The organism is Terrisporobacter mayombei, from assembly GCF_020748465.1.
Classification (GTDB): Bacteria; Bacillota; Clostridia; order Peptostreptococcales; family Peptostreptococcaceae; genus Terrisporobacter; species Terrisporobacter mayombei.
In genome coordinates, this window is record NZ_JAHZMP010000003.1 from 386553 (window position 1) to 405775 (window position 19223).

General features: G+C 29.6%; 20 protein-coding genes, 1 riboswitch and 1 other annotated feature. Of the genes, 3 read left to right on the forward strand and 17 right to left on the reverse strand.

From position 1 onward, the window contains the following. Positions 1-40: 40 nt before the first annotated feature. Together K0039_RS12570 and K0039_RS12575 are read right to left on the reverse strand one after the other, a co-directional pair. Positions 41-679, reverse strand: coding sequence for a single-stranded DNA-binding protein (locus K0039_RS12570; protein ID WP_228105419.1), 639 nt, complete (start codon positions 677-679; stop codon positions 41-43). Positions 680-765: 86 nt separating this feature from the next. Beyond that, positions 766-1536 (reverse strand): polysaccharide deacetylase family protein, encoded by a 771-nt coding sequence (locus tag K0039_RS12575; RefSeq protein WP_228105420.1) that lies wholly within the window; start codon positions 1534-1536, stop codon positions 766-768. Positions 1537-1799: 263 nt separating this feature from the next. On the opposite strand from K0039_RS12575, the gene K0039_RS12580 reads away from it, so the two are divergent. Together K0039_RS12580 and K0039_RS12585 are read left to right on the forward strand one after the other, a co-directional pair. Then, positions 1800-1997 (forward strand): alpha/beta-type small acid-soluble spore protein, encoded by a 198-nt coding sequence (locus K0039_RS12580; protein ID WP_228105421.1) that lies wholly within the window; start codon positions 1800-1802, stop codon positions 1995-1997. A 141-nt stretch (positions 1998-2138) separates the two neighbouring features. After that, complete coding sequence (locus K0039_RS12585; protein ID WP_018591799.1) at positions 2139-2675, forward strand: DUF4364 family protein; 537 nt, start codon at positions 2139-2141, stop codon at positions 2673-2675. Positions 2676-2678: 3 nt separating this feature from the next. Here the strand turns inward: K0039_RS12585 and K0039_RS12590 are convergent, their stop codons facing one another. Next, on the reverse strand, positions 2679-3545 hold the full coding sequence (locus tag K0039_RS12590; RefSeq protein ID WP_228105422.1) for a YncE family protein: 867 nt from the start codon (positions 3543-3545) through the stop codon (positions 2679-2681). Between the two features lie 138 nt (positions 3546-3683). On the opposite strand from K0039_RS12590, the gene K0039_RS12595 reads away from it, so the two are divergent. Further along, positions 3684-3929 (forward strand): TIGR03905 family TSCPD domain-containing protein, encoded by a 246-nt coding sequence (locus K0039_RS12595; protein ID WP_228105423.1) that lies wholly within the window; start codon positions 3684-3686, stop codon positions 3927-3929. A gap of 43 nt (positions 3930-3972) precedes the next feature. Here K0039_RS12595 and K0039_RS12600 read toward each other — a convergent pair whose 3' ends face one another. The 14 genes from K0039_RS12600 to K0039_RS12665 all read right to left on the reverse strand — a co-directional run bounded on the left by K0039_RS12600 (position 3973) and on the right by K0039_RS12665 (position 19217). Continuing rightward, positions 3973-5262, reverse strand: coding sequence for a bifunctional folylpolyglutamate synthase/dihydrofolate synthase (locus tag K0039_RS12600; RefSeq protein WP_228105424.1), 1290 nt, complete (start codon positions 5260-5262; stop codon positions 3973-3975). Between the two features lie 170 nt (positions 5263-5432). Then, positions 5433-8096, reverse strand: a complete 2664-nt coding sequence (locus K0039_RS12605; protein ID WP_228105425.1) for a valine--tRNA ligase — start codon at positions 8094-8096, stop codon at positions 5433-5435. Between the two features lie 127 nt (positions 8097-8223). Then, positions 8224-8447, reverse strand: a binding site (T-box leader). 92 nt (positions 8448-8539) lie between these two features. Further along, the gene (locus K0039_RS12610) at positions 8540-9184 is read right to left on the reverse strand and encodes a polysaccharide deacetylase family protein (RefSeq protein ID WP_228105426.1); all 645 of its coding nucleotides are present in this window, start codon (positions 9182-9184) and stop codon (positions 8540-8542) included. A 121-nt stretch (positions 9185-9305) separates the two neighbouring features. Next, positions 9306-10181, reverse strand: a complete 876-nt coding sequence (locus K0039_RS12615; protein WP_228105427.1) for an FUSC family protein — start codon at positions 10179-10181, stop codon at positions 9306-9308. A 46-nt stretch (positions 10182-10227) separates the two neighbouring features. Next, a complete protein-coding gene (locus K0039_RS12620) occupies positions 10228-10566 on the reverse strand; it encodes a hypothetical protein (protein ID WP_228105428.1) in 339 nt (112 codons plus the stop codon). Positions 10567-10657: 91 nt separating this feature from the next. After that, complete coding sequence (gene phoU / locus K0039_RS12625) at positions 10658-11314, reverse strand: phosphate signaling complex protein PhoU (protein WP_228105429.1); 657 nt, start codon at positions 11312-11314, stop codon at positions 10658-10660. Positions 11315-11344: 30 nt separating this feature from the next. Then, positions 11345-12109 carry a phosphate ABC transporter ATP-binding protein PstB gene (pstB, locus tag K0039_RS12630; protein WP_228105430.1) on the reverse strand — a complete coding sequence of 255 codons (765 nt, stop codon included), beginning with the start codon at positions 12107-12109 and terminating at the stop codon, positions 11345-11347. 29 nt (positions 12110-12138) lie between these two features. Continuing rightward, positions 12139-12963: a phosphate ABC transporter permease PstA gene (gene pstA / locus K0039_RS12635; RefSeq protein ID WP_228105431.1), complete on the reverse strand. Its 825-nt coding sequence runs from the start codon at positions 12961-12963 to the stop codon at positions 12139-12141. Position 12964: 1 nt separating this feature from the next. Next, on the reverse strand, positions 12965-13894 hold the full coding sequence (pstC, locus tag K0039_RS12640) for a phosphate ABC transporter permease subunit PstC (RefSeq protein ID WP_331476752.1): 930 nt from the start codon (positions 13892-13894) through the stop codon (positions 12965-12967). Positions 13895-14236: 342 nt separating this feature from the next. Continuing rightward, the gene (locus K0039_RS12645; RefSeq protein ID WP_228105432.1) at positions 14237-14809 is read right to left on the reverse strand and encodes a xanthine phosphoribosyltransferase; all 573 of its coding nucleotides are present in this window, start codon (positions 14807-14809) and stop codon (positions 14237-14239) included. A 1-nt stretch (position 14810) separates the two neighbouring features. Beyond that, positions 14811-16277 (reverse strand): nucleobase:cation symporter-2 family protein, encoded by a 1467-nt coding sequence (locus K0039_RS12650; protein ID WP_331476753.1) that lies wholly within the window; start codon positions 16275-16277, stop codon positions 14811-14813. A gap of 93 nt (positions 16278-16370) precedes the next feature. After that, a riboswitch (purine riboswitch) is annotated at positions 16371-16473 on the reverse strand. A gap of 55 nt (positions 16474-16528) precedes the next feature. After that, on the reverse strand, positions 16529-16870 hold the full coding sequence (locus K0039_RS12655; protein WP_228105433.1) for a hypothetical protein: 342 nt from the start codon (positions 16868-16870) through the stop codon (positions 16529-16531). A 243-nt stretch (positions 16871-17113) separates the two neighbouring features. Next, on the reverse strand, positions 17114-17944 hold the full coding sequence (locus K0039_RS12660) for a phosphate ABC transporter substrate-binding protein (protein WP_228105434.1): 831 nt from the start codon (positions 17942-17944) through the stop codon (positions 17114-17116). A 169-nt stretch (positions 17945-18113) separates the two neighbouring features. After that, complete coding sequence (locus K0039_RS12665; RefSeq protein WP_228105435.1) at positions 18114-19217, reverse strand: site-2 protease family protein; 1104 nt, start codon at positions 19215-19217, stop codon at positions 18114-18116. Positions 19218-19223: the final 6 nt, after the last annotated feature.

Genomic DNA, 19223 nt, shown 5'->3' on the forward strand with positions numbered 1-19223 from the left:
ATTAAGTATTCAATACATATATTATTATTTGTAATATAATTTATTCTTCGTCATCTGATGTAGCTTTTTTTATTTTTGATACAGAAACTTCATAGGCTGTTCTTTTAACAGAATCACCACCCTCTAACTTTTTATCATAGACTCTACTTTGCACTCTTCCCCACATTTGAATTCTATCTCCAACATTAAGACTCTTTGCAAATTTGGCATTTCTTCCCCATACTATAGACGGAATGTAATCAGATTTATTGTAAGGTCTATTAATTGCAACTAATAAATCTGTTATCTCTCTTCCAAGTGGTGTTTTTCTATATATTGGTGACTTACATATATATCCATCTAAGAATATGCTATTAGGATCCTTTGTATCAATTTCTGATATAGCCTTTATTTCGCGAACAAATACCGTTAAAACAAGTTTATTTTTATTATCAATATTTTTATTATATGATCTTAGTTGGCCAACAACACTTACCAATTTTTCACTCTCAAAATCTATATCTTGTAATAATCTTTCTGAGATAGTCATTGGAAGAACATCGTAGGAATTGCTTAGCCTGTCAATTTTTATTTTTGTGCTATAAAACTTTTCACCAAATATTTCATGACTGAATTTTAATTCATCTTCTAGTTCACCTTTTAAATTTACAACATTAGTATCGTCCTTAACAATTATCATATTATTTATCCCCCCAAAATTGTTAATTATAACTTTATCTTTTCTTCTACCATAAATATATTTATAGTATTTACTTTTTATTACATTTAATCATTTCTTTGAATATTTTGCTCACCAGAAGAATTTATTTTGTAATTGTTTTTATAAATTAGATTAGACACTGTAACCATTTCATAATTTTTCTTTTCTAAATTAGATAGACAATTATCCAAATATAAACCTACGTCTTTAACATTTGCGTGAAATAATATAATTGAACCAGGTGAAGTATTTTTGCTTACTCTATCTACAACATGTACTGAACCAATATTTTTCCAATCTCCAGAATCCACATCCCATTTAATTGTGTAATATCCTAAAGATTTGCAAGTACTCATAGTGTCCTTATCCACATTTCCAAAAGGAGGTCTGAATAAATTTACTTTTTCACCTGTTAAATCTTTTATTTTATTACTTGTCGATATTATTTCTTCTATTTTGTCTTCATTAGATATGTCTGGAAAAGAGCTATGTGTGTTTGAATGATTACCTATTTCATGACCTCTATTATGTATTTCTTTGACTAATTCTTTGTTGTCATCAACCCAACTACCAACCAAAAAGAATGTAGCTTTTGCATTATGCTTATCTAATATGTCTAATATCTCCTCAATATTTTCACTTCCCCAAGCAACATCAAAGGTTAGCGCAACTTTTTTATCCTTTGTATGAACTCTATTTATAGGTGTTTCATATCCTTGAATAGCAGAGCATATATTTTTTATTCCCAATACGAAACCACCTATAATAAATAATGCTCCAAAAAATAAAGTTATACTTAAGATAAAAGCCTTTGTTCTTTTATACGCTGAGTTCATTTTTTACCTCCTATATAAAATACTCCTACAATATATTTATTTTTAAAATTAAAAAAAAATTACAAAAGCATGTACTAAAATTCGCCACATTTATATATTAGTTTGTGAAAATAGGATAAATACTTGCTCTCAATTTTTTTTGCTAAATTCGACTTTTTTGGATTTATTTTTCAGAATATAACTTTTGTATTTGGAGAAATTATAATTAACATCAATTAAACGATGTTAAAAAAATATATTTCAACTTGAGGAGGAAAGTTACTATGTCAACAAGCAAAGTTGTACCTGAAGCTAAAGCTGCATTAAATCAAATGAAATTAGAAATAGCTGGTGAATTAGGAATGTCTAATTACGAAAATATTGACAAAGGTAATTTAACTGCAAGACAAAACGGTTATGTTGGTGGATATATGACTAAAAAATTAGTTGAGATGGCTGAAAAGCAAATGGCAGGTAAATAGTTTTTTTTTAAAAACACATTAATGTAAGGCTACCTAATTAGGTAGCCTTTGTTATATATTTTTTTATTTTAAATACCACTTTTATTTTTTTATAATTTAGTTTAATATAATAATATAAATTGTTTTATGGAGGATAATAATATGTTTGAAAACTCAACTGAAGAGTTGGCATATCATAAACTTTTAATTTTATATATTTTAGACAAAATAAATATGGACCTAACTAACTCACAGATGACACAAGTTGTTTTAGAAACTGATATGATGAATTATTTCTCATTTCAGCAAATATTATCACAACTTATGGATTCTAAGTTTATAAAGCCATACAAAGACTCTGGCAGAGAGTACTATTGTCTAACACAAAAAGGACTTGAAACACTAGAGTACTTTTTAAACAGAATACCAGAATCTTATGCAGTCAAAATTGACGAATACATAAAAAATAATAAAGAAAGTTTATTAGCTGATACTCAAGTTAAATCTAGTTTTGTAAAACAAAGTGAAAATGAGTTTATTGTTAATTTAAGAGTTATTGAAAACCAAAGCAACTTAATAGATTTAAACTTAAACGTTTCATCAGAAAAACAAGCAAAACAAATATGCAATAATTGGAATAATAATGCTTCTAATATGTATGCAGAAGTTATAAATTTATTAATCCGAGATATACACTAGGGCCTACATACAAATAATTGTTGTAGGCTCTTTTTCTACTTTTATTTCCTTTATTAATTTATTTGTAGAAGTGTCATAAACTTTAACTGAATTTTTCTGAGTATCAGATATGAATAATTTTTCTTCGTCTGGGGAGATTTCTAATCCCTGAGGTATTCCATCTATATCTATATTACCAACATACTTTCCTAAACTATAATCTAATATCTTTATATTTTTGTATCCCAAATCCGCTACATACACTTTTTTATCCTTATAATTAAAAGATATTTGCACTGGTAGCAAAAATTCATCAAAAACTCTTTTGGTAACCAAAGTATCTTCATCAATTATCACTACCTTCCCGTCTAAAGTTGATACATAAATCTCGCTCTTATACTTATCTAGTTGCACATGCCATGCCTTGAAATTTATATCTATTTTACTTTCTATAACTTTATTAATAATATCAATGCATGTTATTGAGTCCATACAAGGGACATACAATTTTTTTCTAGGCAAATCAAAGCAAAAACCATGGGGCATGTCATCTACACAAATTATGCCTATTGGATCTAATGTATTTTTATTCATAAAATAAATACTGTTGGAATCCTCATTGGCAATAAACACTTCTTCCTCGAACATAGCTATTTGAGTTAAGCTTCCTCCGATAGATGAAGAGTCTATTATTTTTTCCTCCTTCATGTCTAAAACATACAAGATACCATTACTAGAACTGGGTAAATACATCTTGCTTTTCTCTTTATCTATACAGAAGTGATGTGGATAAATATTGTCATCCAGTTTAATTTCTTTTTCTAAAGTTAAAGTCTCATAGTCTATTATGCTAATACTTTTTGATAGATAGTTCGAAACATACACCTTCATAGATTACCCTCCCTTCTATGTTTTTTATACTATAATAATATATTAGATAAAATATATAATTATTCTATTATAGTTGCTTTATATTTTATCTATTGTTATCATATTCATTGGAGTATTACAAATAAGGAGTGTACATATATGAAGATAGAATTCCAAACTAGCGGTGTTTGTTGCCGTCAAATAACTTTAGAAGTTGATGAAAATAATATAATACAAGAAGCCAATTTTGAGGGCGGATGTAACGGAAACTTATCAGGTATAAGCAAATTAATAGTTGGTCAAAATGCTAAAGAAGTTGCTGCAAGATTAGAAGGAACTACTTGTGGTTCTAAAGATACTTCATGTCCAGATCAATTATCAAAAGCAATAGTTGAGGCTTTATAGGCATTATAAAAGGTGGTTAATTAATTTAACCACCTTTTTTATATTATTTAAATATTTTTCTAACATGTCCTATCATATACAAAGAACCTGCCGAGATTATTATTTCATCTTCCGAAGCATTATCTAAAGCATATGTTACTGCATTATCTATATTTGCAATAGCAGTAACATTTGGTACATATTTTTCTATTTTTTCTTTTAACTCTTCACAGCTCATGGCTCTGTCACTTTCTGGTGTAGTTGTAATAACTTTATCAAATTTATCCATAAGTATTTCAAGAACACCATCAATATCCTTGTCCTTTAACATTCCTATTAATAAAGTCATTTTCTTTCCACTAAAATGTTTTTCTAGAGCTTTAGATAAAGATCTTGCTCCATCTTCATTATGAGCACCATCTATTATAAACGTTGGCTTGTCTTTTATTTTTTCGATTCTACCTGGCCATCTAGTATTTAATAGTGCTTTTCTTATAGCATCATAACTTATTTCTACTTTTCTCTCATCTCTTAATACTTTTATTACTGTCAATGCTAATACTGCATTGTTTACTTGATGCTCTCCTATTAGGCTTATCTCCATATCTTCAAATTTCTCACCTAATATTGTACAATCAAATACTTGTGAATTTATATCATATTTTTTAATTACTAAATGTTCAAAATTAGCTTCTATATATTTAGTATTTTTTTCTTTACATACACCTTTGATTACTTCTTCAGCTTCTTGTTTTTGTTTATAAACAACTGCAATACTATCTTCTTTTATTATGCCTGCTTTTTCATAAGCGATTTTTCCTAATGTATCACCAAGAATTCCTATATGGTCTAAACTAAGAGAAACTATTACACTAGCAAGTGGTGATTTTATTACATTTGTAGCATCAAATCTTCCTCCTAGGCCAACTTCAAGCACTACATAATCAACTTGTTGCTCATAGTAATAGTAAAATGCCATAGCAGTTTCTATTTCAAACTCTGTAGGATATGCATGTCCTTCTGACGCCATTTGCTCTATTTTTTCTTTCATTATGGTACTTATTCTTGCCACGTCTTCCTCTGGAATATTATTTCCATTAAGTCTTATTCTTTCTGTGAAAGTTTCCAAATATGGAGATGTGTAAAGACCTACTTTGTATCCTTGCTCCTTTAATGTGTTTGAAATAAAAGAACATACTGAACCTTTTCCATTAGTTCCAGCCACATGAACGAATTTAAGCTTATCTTGTGGATTTCCTAATAATTCTAATAATTTAAAAGTGTTTTCTAAGCCTAATCTCATTCCAAATTTATGCGATTTTTCGATAAACTCCAGCGCCTCTTGGTAATTCATTCTTCTTCCCCCTCAACTAAATTAAGTATTTATATATAATTATGCTTTATTTTTTTTAAAATTTAAGTATCTATAGTTTATTATAATACATTTTGAGGCTTGTCACATGATTTGAGAAAAAATTAAAAGGCCATGTCTATAAAATTTATAAACATGACCTTCTTTAGAAATTATTTTAATTTTGATTCTATATTTTCAAGTCTTTCAAGAACTGATTTCATCATTTCTTCGAATTTCTCTTTTTTAGCTTTTTCTTCGTTAACTAAGCTTTCTGGCGCTTTAGCTAAGAAACCTTGGTTAGAAAGTTTTCCATTAACTCTTTTGATTTCACCTTCTAATTTAGCCTTTTCTTTAGTTAATCTTTCTTTTTCTTTTTCGAAGTCAACTAATTCATCAAGTGGTATAAATATTTTAGCTCCATTTATAACAACTGATACAGCATCTTCTGGTATGTTGTTTTCATTGTCAGCTATTTCTACCATTGAAGCTGATGCTAGAGTTACAAAGTACTCCCTAGTAGCTTCTACAGCTGGTTTTTTACCTTCTGTCGGAACTATTATCACTTTAGCTTTCTTATATGGCGGAACATCCATTTCAGCTCTAGCATTTCTTATATTTCTTATACCGTCCATTGCAAGTTCCATCATTTCTCCTTCACTTGCCATGCTATCTTCTTCTTTGTAGTGAGGCCAGTTAGCTATAACTATGCTTCCTTCTACAGTTGGAAGATAAGTGTATATTTCTTCTGTTATGAAAGGCATATATGGATGTAATAATTTTAATATAGTTTCAAGAACATAAGTTAGAGTGTATAAAGCAGCTTTCTTAGGTTCTACATCATCTCCGTATAATCTTGGTTTAACTATTTCTATATACCAGTCACAGTATTCAGTCCATGCGAAATCGTAGATTTTTTGTGCTGCTATACCTAAATCAAACTTGTCCATGTTGTCTATAACTTCTTTAACAACATTATTAGCTCTAGATATTATCCATTTGTCAGCTATTGTTAAGTTAGCTTCTACAGATTCTCTAGTTACTCCATTCATTATTTCTTCATCTATGTTCATGAATACAAATCTAGATGCATTCCATAATTTATTAGCGAAGTTTCTAGATGCTTCAACTCTTTCCATGTAGAATCTCATATCATTCCCTGGAGAGTTTCCTGTTACTAACATGAATCTTAAAGCATCAGCTCCGTATTGGTCTATTACTTCAAGTGGATCTATACCATTTCCTAAAGACTTACTCATTTTTCTACCTTCAGAGTCTCTTACTAGTCCGTGTATTAATACATGGTCAAATGGCTTTTCGTTCATACAGAACATTCCTGCAAATGCCATTCTTACAACCCAGAAGAATATTATATCGTAACCAGTAACAAGTACATTAGTTGGATAGTAGTATTCTAATTCTTTAGTGTTATGAGGCCATCCTAATGTTGAGAAAGGCCATAGAGCAGATGAGAACCATGTATCTAATACGTCTTCATCTTGCTTTAAGTCAGAGCATCCACATTTACATTCTTCTGGTTTTTCTTTAGCTACAATAACTTCACCACATTCTTGACAGTAGTAAGCAGGGATTTGGTGACCCCACCATAACTGTCTAGAAATACACCAGTCTCTTATATTTTCTAACCATTGTAAATATGTTTTATCATATCTTTCTGGTACAAATTCTAATTCTTTTGATTTTAATATATCTATAGCAGGTTTTGCTAATTCATCCATTTTAACGAACCATTGCTCAGAAAGTCTTGGCTCTATTATAGTATGACATCTGTAGCAAGTACCAACTGCATGTGGATGATCTTTAACAGCTATAACATACCCTGCTTCTTCTAAATCTTTCATTAATTGTTTTCTACACTCATATCTGTCCATACCTTGGTATTTACCAGCAAGTTCATTCATAGTTCCATCTTCGTTCATAACGTTGATTTCTTCTAAGTTATGTCTTTGACCAACACCAAAATCGTTAGGGTCATGAGCAGGAGTCATTTTAACAGCTCCAGAACCGAAATCTTTGTCTACATAGTCATCTGCTACTATTGGAAGCTCTCTTCCTACTATTGGAAGTATTGCAGTTTTTCCTACTAAGTGAATATATCTTTCATCTTCTGGATTTACAGCTATACCTGTATCTCCAAGCATAGTTTCTGGTCTAGTTGTAGCTATTTCTAAGAAGTCATCACTATCTTTTAAGAAGTATTTTATGTGATAGAAGTTTCCGTCTTTTTCTTCATGTTCAACTTCAGCATCAGATAATGTAGTTTTACAATCTGGACACCAGTTTATTATTCTGTTTCCTCTGTATATTTGACCTTTTTCATAAAGTTTTACGAAGAAATCAGTAACAGCTTCATTGCACCCTTCGTCCATTGTAAATCTTTCTCTATCCCAGTCACAAGAGTCTCCTAATTGTTGCATTTGGTATACTATTTTTCTACCAAATTCATTTCTCCAGTCCATAGCTCTCTTTAGAAATTCTTCTCTTCCTAATTCGTACTTAGTCTTCCCTTCTTGCTCTTTTATTCTTTCAACAACTTTAACTTCTGTTGCTATAGAAGCATGGTCAGTTCCTGATTGCCATAAAGCTTCGAAACCATCCATACGTTTCCATCTTATAAGAACATCTTGTAATGTCTGATCAAGAGCATGCCCCATATGTAATTTCCCTGTTATATTTGGCGGTGGTAAAACTATACAGTAAGGTTTCTTATCAGGATTTGGGCTTGATTTGAAGTAACCTTTGTCCAACCACTCATCATATAATCTTTTTTCAAACTCTTTTGGATCATAAGTTTTTGATAAGTTTTTAATTGCCATCGTTATTTCCTCCTTTTATTATTAATATCTTTTTTTCAAATTTATTGGTATTTATGATTATAAAATTTATCCTAAAAATTAGATAAAATATAATTTTTTAAATATAAAAAGAGCTCTTCATCCTATAAATAAGGACGAAAAGCTCGCGTTACCACCTTAATTCCACACTAGATTACATATCTACTATGGCTCTTAATAGATCTTAACGATTCCCACCGTCTAAACTTACTATTAGTTCAGCTTAGAAACTCCAAAGCTACCTTCTGTAAACATTTACTAAGAAAATCTTTCAGCTATTAATTTTCCTCTCTTGTAGTGTATTTACATACTCCTCTTTTTCACAGTTTTTATATTAAATTATTATTAATATTTATTATAACTAATTTTCATGATTATTGTCAATTTAATTATCTATTATTCTATATTGTCTATTGTCAAAAATATTACCAAAAGTTTTTTGGTTTTAAATCATGAGTAATAGGTCTTATTTCATATCCTCTTTCTTTTAATATAGCTATAATATTGTTTAAGCAGTCTACCGTTCTTTGATTTTCATGTAATAATATTACTACTTCATTTCTTTCTCTTGCATAATACAATATGTTACTTACTATTTGGTCTTCTGATGATTTCCAGTCCTCTGTATCAAGAGTCCAATCCCAAACTAAAAATCCTTCATCAATAAATTTTTTATAGATGCTTTCCACCATATATGGTTTGCTACCAAATGGTATTCTTACTAACCTTGATGTTTCACCTGTTATCTTATAAAATGTCCTATTGCAAGTTCTAAACTCTTCTATAGCTGAATCTTCAGTTTTATATAATTCTTTTATGTCGTGAGTCACTCCATGGAATCCAGTTCCATGACCTTCTGCAGTCATCCTTCTGACATCATCTTTAAACACTATCATGTTATCGTTTATCATAAAGAATGTTCCTTTGACATTATTATCATCTAATGTATCGATTATTCGGCTAGTATATTTGGACGGTCCATCATCAAATGTAATATATGCAATTTTCTTACCTTCAACACCATTAACCACTTTGCTATTGAAGCCTAAAATACTTACTGTAATTAACACACAAAAAATAAATGATTTTATTATTATGTTTTTCCTTAGTCTCATCATATATAGTCACTTCTTTAATTATATTTTATACAGTAATTGTTTCCTTTATCTCATACTTTTATGCAAGCTCATATTAATAATTTGGCCCTATTAATTCCTCTAGTGACTTTGTTTTTTCTATTAATTTGTTTAAATGAAAGTTAAATACAGGACTTTCATCTTCATTAACCTGTAATAAAATTGGTTCATTTCTATAAAGTTTTTTTAATCTTTTATAATTATCTTTAGTTAAAAATAATTCTTTTTCCAATAGCTCTATTGACTTTATGTGGAAATATATGTGTCTGCATAAATCTAAAGATTTGTCTATAATATCTAGGTTAAAGTTGCCATTACTATAATTTAATTCGTCTATAAGCTTTGAATAAATTGCTTCTGAAGTCTTTATCTTATTTTCAATACCATCAAGTTCTAAATTTTTCTTACCAAGAGCTATATTTCTCAAGTTTTCCTTGTATAGGGATTTAATCTTTTTAAATTCATTCATAGCGTTGTTATAATAATTCGGCCTTGCCACGCTGTAATTAATAATAAGTCCCATAATAACACCTACAGATGTATCTATTATCCTTTGAATAGAGTAAACTAGTGGTGCACTATCAACATATCCCAAATATAAAGAGAAAAATGTAACACTTGACACTACTAAAGAAGATAACTTAAACATATCGCAGAATTTTATAACTATCATAATTCCAATTCCACATAAAATTGGATTTGCTGGAAATATTAATACAAGCAAAAATCCTATTAAGCCTCCTATCAATGTACCCAATACTCTTTGGGGTCCCATTTTAAAAGATGTCTTTATTGTGTCTTGCATAGTAACTACACATGCTGTAGCGCAATAAAACATATTGTCTACGGCAAAATTAGTTAATATACAACACAGCATAACTGCTGTTCCTGTCTTCATAGTCCTCATGCCTATAATATTTTGTAACCGCATTTCTTTCCTCCACCCATATCATTTGTCCTTACCTCGTATAATATATTTAGTAATAACATGGATAGTTTTTTAACAATTTTCTATTATCTAACAGTGTATTAATAAGAAGTATTGATATTAAATCTTTTATTATCCTGGTTAAATCATCATTACAAAAATGAACATAATAAATTTTACCTTCATTCATATCCTTGTAAACTTTTTCTTTATAACCTAAATAAATTTTATCAACTAAATCATCAAAATCATCTCTAATTGGAAATGGTAACAGTACACTTTGTAGAGTTTCTTTAAGTACTTTTTTTATTTCAATATTAATATCATTATAAACTTTAGGATAGTAATTTATAGATAAACTCCTACAATATTCATAGTAGTTGCTCATTTAATCACCTCATATATTTTTATTTATCTCTTTATAAAATATATGCTAAAAAAAAATAAAACTGTTTAAAAGCAGTTTTATTTTTTATAATCTATCCAATTTCTATCATCTCGCCATTTTTAGCATAGATAATTTTTTCACATATATTAGTTACATGATCACCAATTCTTTCAAGATATCTGCCTATAAATACTAATCTCATTCCTTGATTAATATTTTTATCTGGATCATTATGCATAACTTGTAAGCAATCTTGTCTTACTCTTTCATATAAAATATCTATTTCGCTATCTTTTTGAGCTATTTCATAAGCTAAATTTGCATTATCATCTTTTAATGCAACCCATAAATCTTTAAGCATTTCACAGCATATTTCTTTCATTATAGGTATGTCTATTAACTCTTTTATAAATGGTTCTTCACCTATTTCTAAACTTTCTCTACATATATTAGCTGCATAGTCGCCTATTCTTTCTAATTCTGTAGATATATCACAAAGAGCATAAATATATCTTAGGTCCCTAGCTAAAGGTTGCTTTAAGGCCATAAGTTCGATACTTCTATCTCTTATATACTCCCTTAATACGTCGATATCATCATCTTGTCTAATTACTTTTTTTGTGCTTTTCATATCTTTCTTTATCATATATTCTACTGATAAATCAACAGAATCTTGGCACTTCTCAATCATTCTTAAAGTGTATTCTTTAAGAGATTGAATACTTACATCTAAATTAGTAATAACCATTATTCGCCCCTCTTTCTTAAACAATTAATCTTAACCAAATCTTCCTGTAATATAATCCTCTGTTCTCTTATCAGACGGTATAGTGAATATGTCTTTAGTATTATTATACTCTATTAGTTCACCATTTAAAAAGAATCCTGTTTCATCTGATATACGAGCCGCTTGTTGCATATTATGAGTAACTATTACAATAGTATAATCTTTCTTTAATTCAAAGATTAACTCCTCAACTTTTGCTGTAGATATAGGGTCAAGAGCTGAAGTTGGTTCATCCATTAAAATTACATCTGGTTTCATTGCTATAGTTCTTGCTATACATACTCTTTGTTGCTGTCCTCCAGATAAACCAAGGGCTGGAGATTTCAATCTATCTTTTACTTCATCCCAAATAGCTGCTCCTTTTAAACTTTCTTCTACTATTTTGTCTAAAGTTTTTCTATCTTTTATTCCATGTACTCTAGGACCATACGCTACGTTATCATATATACTCATTGGGAATAAGTTTGGTTTTTGGAATACCATACCTATTTTTGTTCTTAATTTTATTACATCATTATTTTTGTAAATATCATCACCGTCAACTTTTACTATTCCTTTTATTTTAACATCTTCTATTAAGTCATTCATTCTATTTAAAGTTCTTAAGAAAGTTGATTTTCCACATCCTGATGGACCTATTAAAGCAGTAACCTTATTAGGTTTTATGTCAATATTTATTTTATTTAGCGCTTGTTTTTCTCCGTAAAACAAATCTAAATCTTTAACACTTAATTTATTTGAATCATTTATACTCATCTCATTTATCTCCTTTTATATCATGCCCACTATATATTACCCTTACTTAACTTTTTAGCAATTAGCTTAGTACTTGTATTTAGAATTAATACTATTACGATTAATACTACTCCTACACTAGCTGCCCCACTTATATCACCCATTTCTTTTGTTAAAAGATATGAATGAACAGTTAATGTTCTAGCACTGTCAAATATACTTGTTGGCATACTAGCAACTGTTCCTGCCGTTAATAATACAGCTGCTGATTCACCGATTACACGTCCGATTGATAATATAACTCCTGATAATATTCCTGGAAGTGCACTTGGTATTATAACCTTATATAAAGTTTGGAACTTTGTCGCTCCCATTGCCAATGACCCTTCTCTAAATTCATTTGGCACTGTTTTTAAAGCTTCTTCAGTTGTTCTTATAATTACAGGAAGTATTATTATTGATACTGTTAAAGCCCCTGCAATTATTGAGTATTGCATTTTTAATGTTACAACAAAGAATATTCCCCCGAATAAACCATAAATTATTGATGGAATTCCTGCTAAGCACTCTGTTGCAAATCTTATTATTTCTACTATTTTTCCTTTTTTAGCATATTCATGAAGATATATAGCTGATAAAATTCCTATTGGAGTTGCTATGGCGATGGCGATTAGTACCATATACACAGTACTTACTATCATTGGTAGTATTCCTCCATCTCCTGATGCTGAATAGTCACTAAATATATAACTTAAGTTAATACCTTTAATTCCGTTAACAAATATAAATCCTACTATTAGTACTAAAATCCCAACTGTTACAAATGATGATAGATATAATAGGAAGCTTAAAAAATTATCTTTAATTTTTCTCATCTTACTGCTCTCCCTTACTAGTAAGTTTTCTTAATACTAGATTAAGTATTAGTATAAACATGAATAATACAACACCCGTAGCAAATAGCATTTCTTGATGCGTCCCGTATGCATATCCCATTTCAAGAGCTATGTTTGTAGTTAAAGGCCTTACACTATCTACAATAGAAGTAGGTATAACAGGTGAATTTCCTGCAACTAATATAACTGCCATTGTCTCTCCTATAGCTCTACCTATTCCTAATACTACTGCTGCTAATATTCCTGATTTCGCCGCTGGTAAAACAACCTTAAAAATAGTTTCTATCTTCGATGCTCCAAGCGCCAATGATCCTTCTTTATAAGCTTTTGGTACTGCTTTTATTGCTGTTTGCGAAACTGATATTATTGTTGGTAACATCATTATTGCTAAGACTAAAATTACAGCCAATAAACTTTGTCCTTTTGGTAAGTTTAATAATTTCTGAATGTTTGGTACAATAAATGCTAATCCGAATAATCCATATAATACCGAAGGTATTCCTGCAAGTAGTTCTACTGCTGGTGATATAATTTTTTGCACAGGTTTTGGTGCGATTTCAGCTAAAAATGCTGCTGTAAATATTCCTATTGGAACTCCTATTATTAAAGAACCCATTGTAGCTACTATAGATGCTACTATCATCGGAGCCACACCAAATTTATCCGAATTTGGTAACCAATCTGTTCCCGTTAGGAAGTCTATAAATGAATATCCTTTAAATAAAAATGGCGTTAAACCTTTATAAAATACGAATCCTATAATCAATAGTAAACTTATTACCGATATTGATGCACTTATCATAAATACTTTACTTGATATATTCTCAATTAAATACTTTCTATTATTGTTCTTTTTATTTTTATCTTTGGTGACGATTTGATTTTTTCCTGTAATTTGTTGATTAATCAAAACATTTCCCCCTTCATTCTTTCAATTTATTTAAATGTATCTTGTATTTCTACAATTCAATCATACATTTCAAAGGTTAAATGTATATTAGATTTAGGTTAAGTCTATGTAAAATTCACTTCGCTTAATCCACTGTGTGGGCGCTACCGCTTCAGGCAATGACCTTGCTCAAAATCCACTTTTTTACTACTTTTTAATAAACAAAAGTGCACGATAATATCCTAATAAATAAAAAAGGAGAAATAATACTGATTTTGTATTATTTCTCCTAAAATAATGTTATTCATGTTAAGTTTTGTACTCTAAGGTAAATTATTTGTAACTTGTAGTTTTAATTTATTATTAATCTAAAAATTCGATTAAGTCTTTTCCTAGTTTAGCTACTCTAGCTAATGAATAAACATCATATCCCTTTTCTTCTAGCTTTCCTCTTCCAACTTGGAAAGATTTTTCTATAACAATTCCTATTCCAGCAACAGTTGCTCCAGCTTCTTCTACTAATCTAGCTGCTCCTAGGGATGCCTCTCCATTTGCTAAGAAATCATCTATAATAAGAACCTTATCATCAGCATGAATGTAGTTTTTAGATAAAGTTAATTCGTAGTTCATAGCTTTTGTAAATGAATGTACTGTTGTTTGATAAACTTCTCCATTTAGTATTTTAGACTGTTGTTTTTTTAAAGTGACCATAGGTAATTCCATTTGAAGAGCAGTCATAGCAGTTGGTGCTATTCCTGAACTTTCTATTGTAAGTATTCTAGTTATACCATGATTTTTGAAATATTCTTTAAAGTAAGTTCCCATTTCATACATTAACTTTGCATCTACTTGATGATTTAAAAATGAATCTACTTTAAGAACCGTTTCATTTAATGCTCTTCCATCTTTTAATATTCTATCTTTTAATTCTTTCATTTTATATTGCCTCTCTATCTGATTCTTTATTATTTTTTTCTTCTTTGTCTTCTGTAAGTATTATATTTAAAATTAAAGCAACTATTGTACCAGTTGATATTCCTGAAGAAAATATCATTTGTAATCCTTCTGGTAATTGTGATATAAAGTCTGGTCTGAAAGTAACCCCAAGACCAAGACCTATAGAAGTTGCTATTATTAATAAATTTCTATCATTTATTTCTACTCTACTTAATGTTTTTATTCCTGCTGCCGCAACAGTTCCAAACATTACTATACCAACACCACCAAGAACTGGCTGTGGTATTCCATTTATTAAAGCTGCAAATTGAGGGAATAAACCAAGTACAACTAATAATATACCTGCCATTATTGCAACATGTTTACTTGCTACTTTTGTTAATGGTATTAATCCTACATTTTGGCTGAAAGATGTATTTGGGAATGCTCCCACAACTCCACCAATCATACTTCCTACACCATCAGCCAATACTCCTGATCCAACTCTTTTGTCATCCATATCTACGTCAGATACTTCTCCTATAGCTTTTAAGCAACCTACTGTCTCTATTGTTGTAACAAAATATGCTGGTAAAAATGCTATTAAAGCTTTTAAATCAAATGTCACACCATATTGGAATATTTGTGGTATTGCTATAAAGTTTGCTTGTGTTACTGATGAAAAATCAACTTTTCCAAGAGGTATACAAATTATATATCCTACAACCATTCCTATAAGTATAGATGCACTACTTAACATTCCTTTTCCATACCTATTTAAAAGTAAAGTAATCATCATAACAAGCATTGCTATCGATACATTTGTTAAACTACCATAATCAGCTGCTCCTACTCCTCCAGCTGCCCAGTCCATTGATACTGGTAGTAGCGTAAGTCCTATTAAGCAAACTACTGTACCAGTTACTATTGGTGGGAATAACTTCATTAAAGGCTTTATAAAATAACTTAAGATAATTTCAAAAAATGCGCCTAAAATTGTTGCTCCTATTATTCCCGGTAATCCTAATACAGAACCTACTGATATGGCTGGTGATACAAATGTAAAATCTGTTCCCATTATGCATGCAACTTTAGATCCTATTCTGCCGACTCCTTTTGCTTGAATTATTGTTGCTATACCTGCTGCTAATATTGATGCACTAATTACAGCCGTTGACGTAGTAGCGTCAAATCCTAATGCACTAGATATTACTAATGGAACAACTATAATCCCTCCAAATGCCGCAAATATATGCTGAAGTCCTAGAAGAATTTTCGTAGCCACGGTTGGATTATCTTCAACACCATACTTTAAATTGTTTAATTGTTTTATGTTTGATGAACTCATAACACTATCTCCCGTAATTTTATTTTGTGTGTATGACTCAGTTTCTGATAGTTTTATAAGAAATTCGCTTCGCTCATATAGCCAACGATGTGCCTTTGCTGCCGCTTCAGGCAACTCCATTGCTTAAGTTAAAACAAAAACACCTCGATATAAATATCGAGGTGTTTATCCTAAAACAAATACAAATTAATTTTGACTAATTTATATTTATATTTTCTTTAAACTATACCTCGTAGTCCACTAATTTAGGGTTAGCAGGTAGAAACTTACGGACCATATTACCGTCAAATATACGAGTCATTTAATTTTATCTTATTGTACCATATCTAATTTTTTTGTAAATAGTTTTTGTATAATTAAGACAGTTGTATTTATATGGAAATGCCATCTGCATTTATTTCCATATCGTAATTACCATCTGGATTTTTATTACTCTCTAACAAATATGCTTTATCTCCATGTTCATAATCTAAGAGATATTTATTTATCCAATAAATCATCATATCTTCTAAGTCATAACAATAACCATATCCTACTTTATGAAGTTCAAAAAACTCTTTATCTCTTTCCGTATCCCAAGTTTCTGAACTTAGTTCCCACTTTATAAATTCAAATTTAATATTTTTTCGTTTTATATTAATATTGTTAGGACAATATATGTATGTATAACTTTCGCTAACAATACGTTTATCACTAATAATCCTAATAATCATATTATACCTCCTCTAAAATAACTTTCATCACAATAATAGTTATCACCAATATCATAATACATCTAGCTATTATTTAGTATTACTTCTTCAACATTGTGATAAATATTAAGTAAATAGAAATATTTTCTCAATACTTGTACCTATGAAATAATATTCATAAAAGCAAAAAGCCTAACTGCTTCCAGTTAGGCTTTTTGTAACTTAAGGTTTATTTAAATATAATAATCAATTATAGAATCTTGCTTATTTTGTTGGTGCTTTTATGAATCCTTCTTTAGCTACTATGTTTTGTCCTTCTTCACTCATTATGAAGTCAACAAACGATTTAGCTTCATCACTCATAGCATCTTTTTTATTTACTACTAAGAAAGGTCTTGATATTGGGTATTTTCCAGCTACAACATTGTCATCATTAGCTTCTACACCATCAATTTTAACTGACTTAATCCCATCTTTAACATATCCAAAAGATATATATGCTATAGCATTTTCATTTCCTTCAACTGTTGATTTAACATTTCCAGAACCATCACTTATTTGAGCATCTTTAATTAATTCTTCTGATTTAAATCCTAATATATCTTGGAATCCATCTCTAGTTCCAGAACCTTCTTCTCTTGATACTACAACTATTTGTGCATCTTCTCCACCAACTTCTTTCCAGTTAGTTATTTTTCCTGTAAATATATCTTTAACTTGCTCAACTGTTAAGTCTTGAACTTTATTATTTTTATTTGTTACGACTGCTATACCATCTATTGCTATTTGAGTTCCTTCTACACTTTGCGCCTCTTCATCTTTTAAATCCCTTGAAGACATTCCTAAGTTAGAAGTTCCTTCCATTGTATTTTTTATACCTGCTGATGATCCAACTTGTTGTACTTCTATTTTTACATCATTATTTTTTTGATATGCTTCTGCTAGAACCTCCATTGTTGGTCCTACTGAAGTTGATCCTGATATAGTTATTTTAGAAGCATCTCCTTCTGAAGAGTTTCCTGAACCACATCCTACTACAAGTCCACTTACCATTACTGCTCCACATAATAATGCCATTATTTTCTTTTTAAACATCTTAATAATCTCCTTTCGAATACCGAAACTTTTTTATTATTACTTGTTTTTTGCTTCCTCGATTTGATTTATCTTACAATTTAATAATACAGTTAGAGTGTTAAGAGAGTATTAAGTATACATTAAAGAGATGTAAAGTTTGTTAAATCCGTATTAAGTATAAAAAACATTAAATTTTTTCTAATATTAGTTCATTTATTCTTCTTTCTATTGCATCTATACCTTCACATCCTTTTAAAACAGGATTCATTAAGTTTTCATTTAAAATTTCACTTCTTCTATTTGCAATTCCTAAAACATGCTCAACTCTGTAAAAATCAAGCTTTTCTCCTGGCATATTATGTTTTTCATTTTGTACATATTTATAAAGCTCTAAGGCCTTTTCTTTATTATCTTCTATTAATACCTCATATATTATTGCAGTATTAATCACATTTCTATAATAAGATGATTCTATTTCTTTCTTATAGAATATGTCTTTATTCTTTATTGTCATTTCAACTATTTTATTTATACTTTCTGACAAACCTCTTCTGTCATTGTACATAGCATTTACATATATTGAATGAGCACTTAGTGATAAAGAAATTAAGTTATTTTTGTCAACTTCATTTTCAACTATATCTTTCTCAATTTTTTCTAAAAGAAATCGTCTAGACTCTTCAGAAACAAGCGTATTACCTATAATACTATATGTATATAAAATTACATGGGTAAATATTTTATCTGTTTTCATTAATTTAGTATGTTGTCCATCTCCCATAATATAGCTCGGTAAACACATAAACATAACTACTATAATAGTTGCAATAACTAAAATATATGATTTAAATATCAATCCTAAAACTATGGCTATTATACTTAATATTAAATCACTTAATGGACCCGCTTGAAGTGCTTTTATCCATGCTTTCCTTGCTTTTTCAATATCATCTTCATTTAAAATTTCAAAATTATCAATTTGAGCCCTTCCTATATACATTAATTGTTTGGTAAGCCCCTTCATTCTTTTAAATTTCTTATTTTCTCTTTTAAATGTAAACGGTCCTATATATAATACCGTAAACTTAAGTCCATTCTTTTCTGCTACAAAGCCATGGCTTAACTCGTGAATTGTGGTAAAAATCAATAACTCTACTATTCCTACTAAAACTATAGACACTGCCCCTATTATCACACCTTTTATCTCTACATAAAATCCATTCAGTCCTAATATTAGACCTATTAGTGCTCCAACAATGTATGGCAACACTTTAATTAATTTACTTTTCATAAACTC

What these genes read in the sequence shown, in the direction of transcription:
- K0039_RS12605 (WP_228105425.1), bottom strand. Translation starts at nt 8,096, where the DNA reads ATGGCAATTAAAAACTTATCAAAAACTTATGATCCAAAAGAGTTTGAA.
- K0039_RS12615 (WP_228105427.1), bottom strand. Translation starts at nt 10,181, where the DNA reads ATGCGGTTACAAAATATTATAGGCATGAGGACTATGAAGACAGGAACA.
- K0039_RS12590 (WP_228105422.1), bottom strand. Translation starts at nt 3,545, where the DNA reads ATGAAGGTGTATGTTTCGAACTATCTATCAAAAAGTATTAGCATAATA.
- K0039_RS12660 (WP_228105434.1), bottom strand. Translation starts at nt 17,944, where the DNA reads ATGTTTAAAAAGAAAATAATGGCATTATTATGTGGAGCAGTAATGGTA.
- K0039_RS12620 (WP_228105428.1), bottom strand. Translation starts at nt 10,566, where the DNA reads ATGAGCAACTACTATGAATATTGTAGGAGTTTATCTATAAATTACTAT.
- K0039_RS12570 (WP_228105419.1), bottom strand. Translation starts at nt 679, where the DNA reads ATGATAATTGTTAAGGACGATACTAATGTTGTAAATTTAAAAGGTGAA.
- K0039_RS12600 (WP_228105424.1), bottom strand. Translation starts at nt 5,262, where the DNA reads ATGAATTACCAAGAGGCGCTGGAGTTTATCGAAAAATCGCATAAATTT.
- K0039_RS12655 (WP_228105433.1), bottom strand. Translation starts at nt 16,870, where the DNA reads ATGATTATTAGGATTATTAGTGATAAACGTATTGTTAGCGAAAGTTAT.
- K0039_RS12650 (WP_331476753.1), bottom strand. Translation starts at nt 16,277, where the DNA reads ATGGAGTTGCCTGAAGCGGCAGCAAAGGCACATCGTTGGCTATATGAG.
- pstB (WP_228105430.1), bottom strand. Translation starts at nt 12,109, where the DNA reads ATGAGTATAAATGATTCAAATAAATTAAGTGTTAAAGATTTAGATTTG.
- K0039_RS12645 (WP_228105432.1), bottom strand. Translation starts at nt 14,809, where the DNA reads ATGAAAGAATTAAAAGATAGAATATTAAAAGATGGAAGAGCATTAAAT.
- K0039_RS12585 (WP_018591799.1), top strand. Translation starts at nt 2,139, where the DNA reads ATGTTTGAAAACTCAACTGAAGAGTTGGCATATCATAAACTTTTAATT.
- K0039_RS12575 (WP_228105420.1), bottom strand. Translation starts at nt 1,536, where the DNA reads ATGAACTCAGCGTATAAAAGAACAAAGGCTTTTATCTTAAGTATAACT.
- phoU (WP_228105429.1), bottom strand. Translation starts at nt 11,314, where the DNA reads ATGGTTATTACTAATTTAGATGTAAGTATTCAATCTCTTAAAGAATAC.
- K0039_RS12580 (WP_228105421.1), top strand. Translation starts at nt 1,800, where the DNA reads ATGTCAACAAGCAAAGTTGTACCTGAAGCTAAAGCTGCATTAAATCAA.
- pstA (WP_228105431.1), bottom strand. Translation starts at nt 12,963, where the DNA reads ATGAGAAAAATTAAAGATAATTTTTTAAGCTTCCTATTATATCTATCA.
- K0039_RS12665 (WP_228105435.1), bottom strand. Translation starts at nt 19,217, where the DNA reads ATGAAAAGTAAATTAATTAAAGTGTTGCCATACATTGTTGGAGCACTA.
- K0039_RS12595 (WP_228105423.1), top strand. Translation starts at nt 3,684, where the DNA reads ATGAAGATAGAATTCCAAACTAGCGGTGTTTGTTGCCGTCAAATAACT.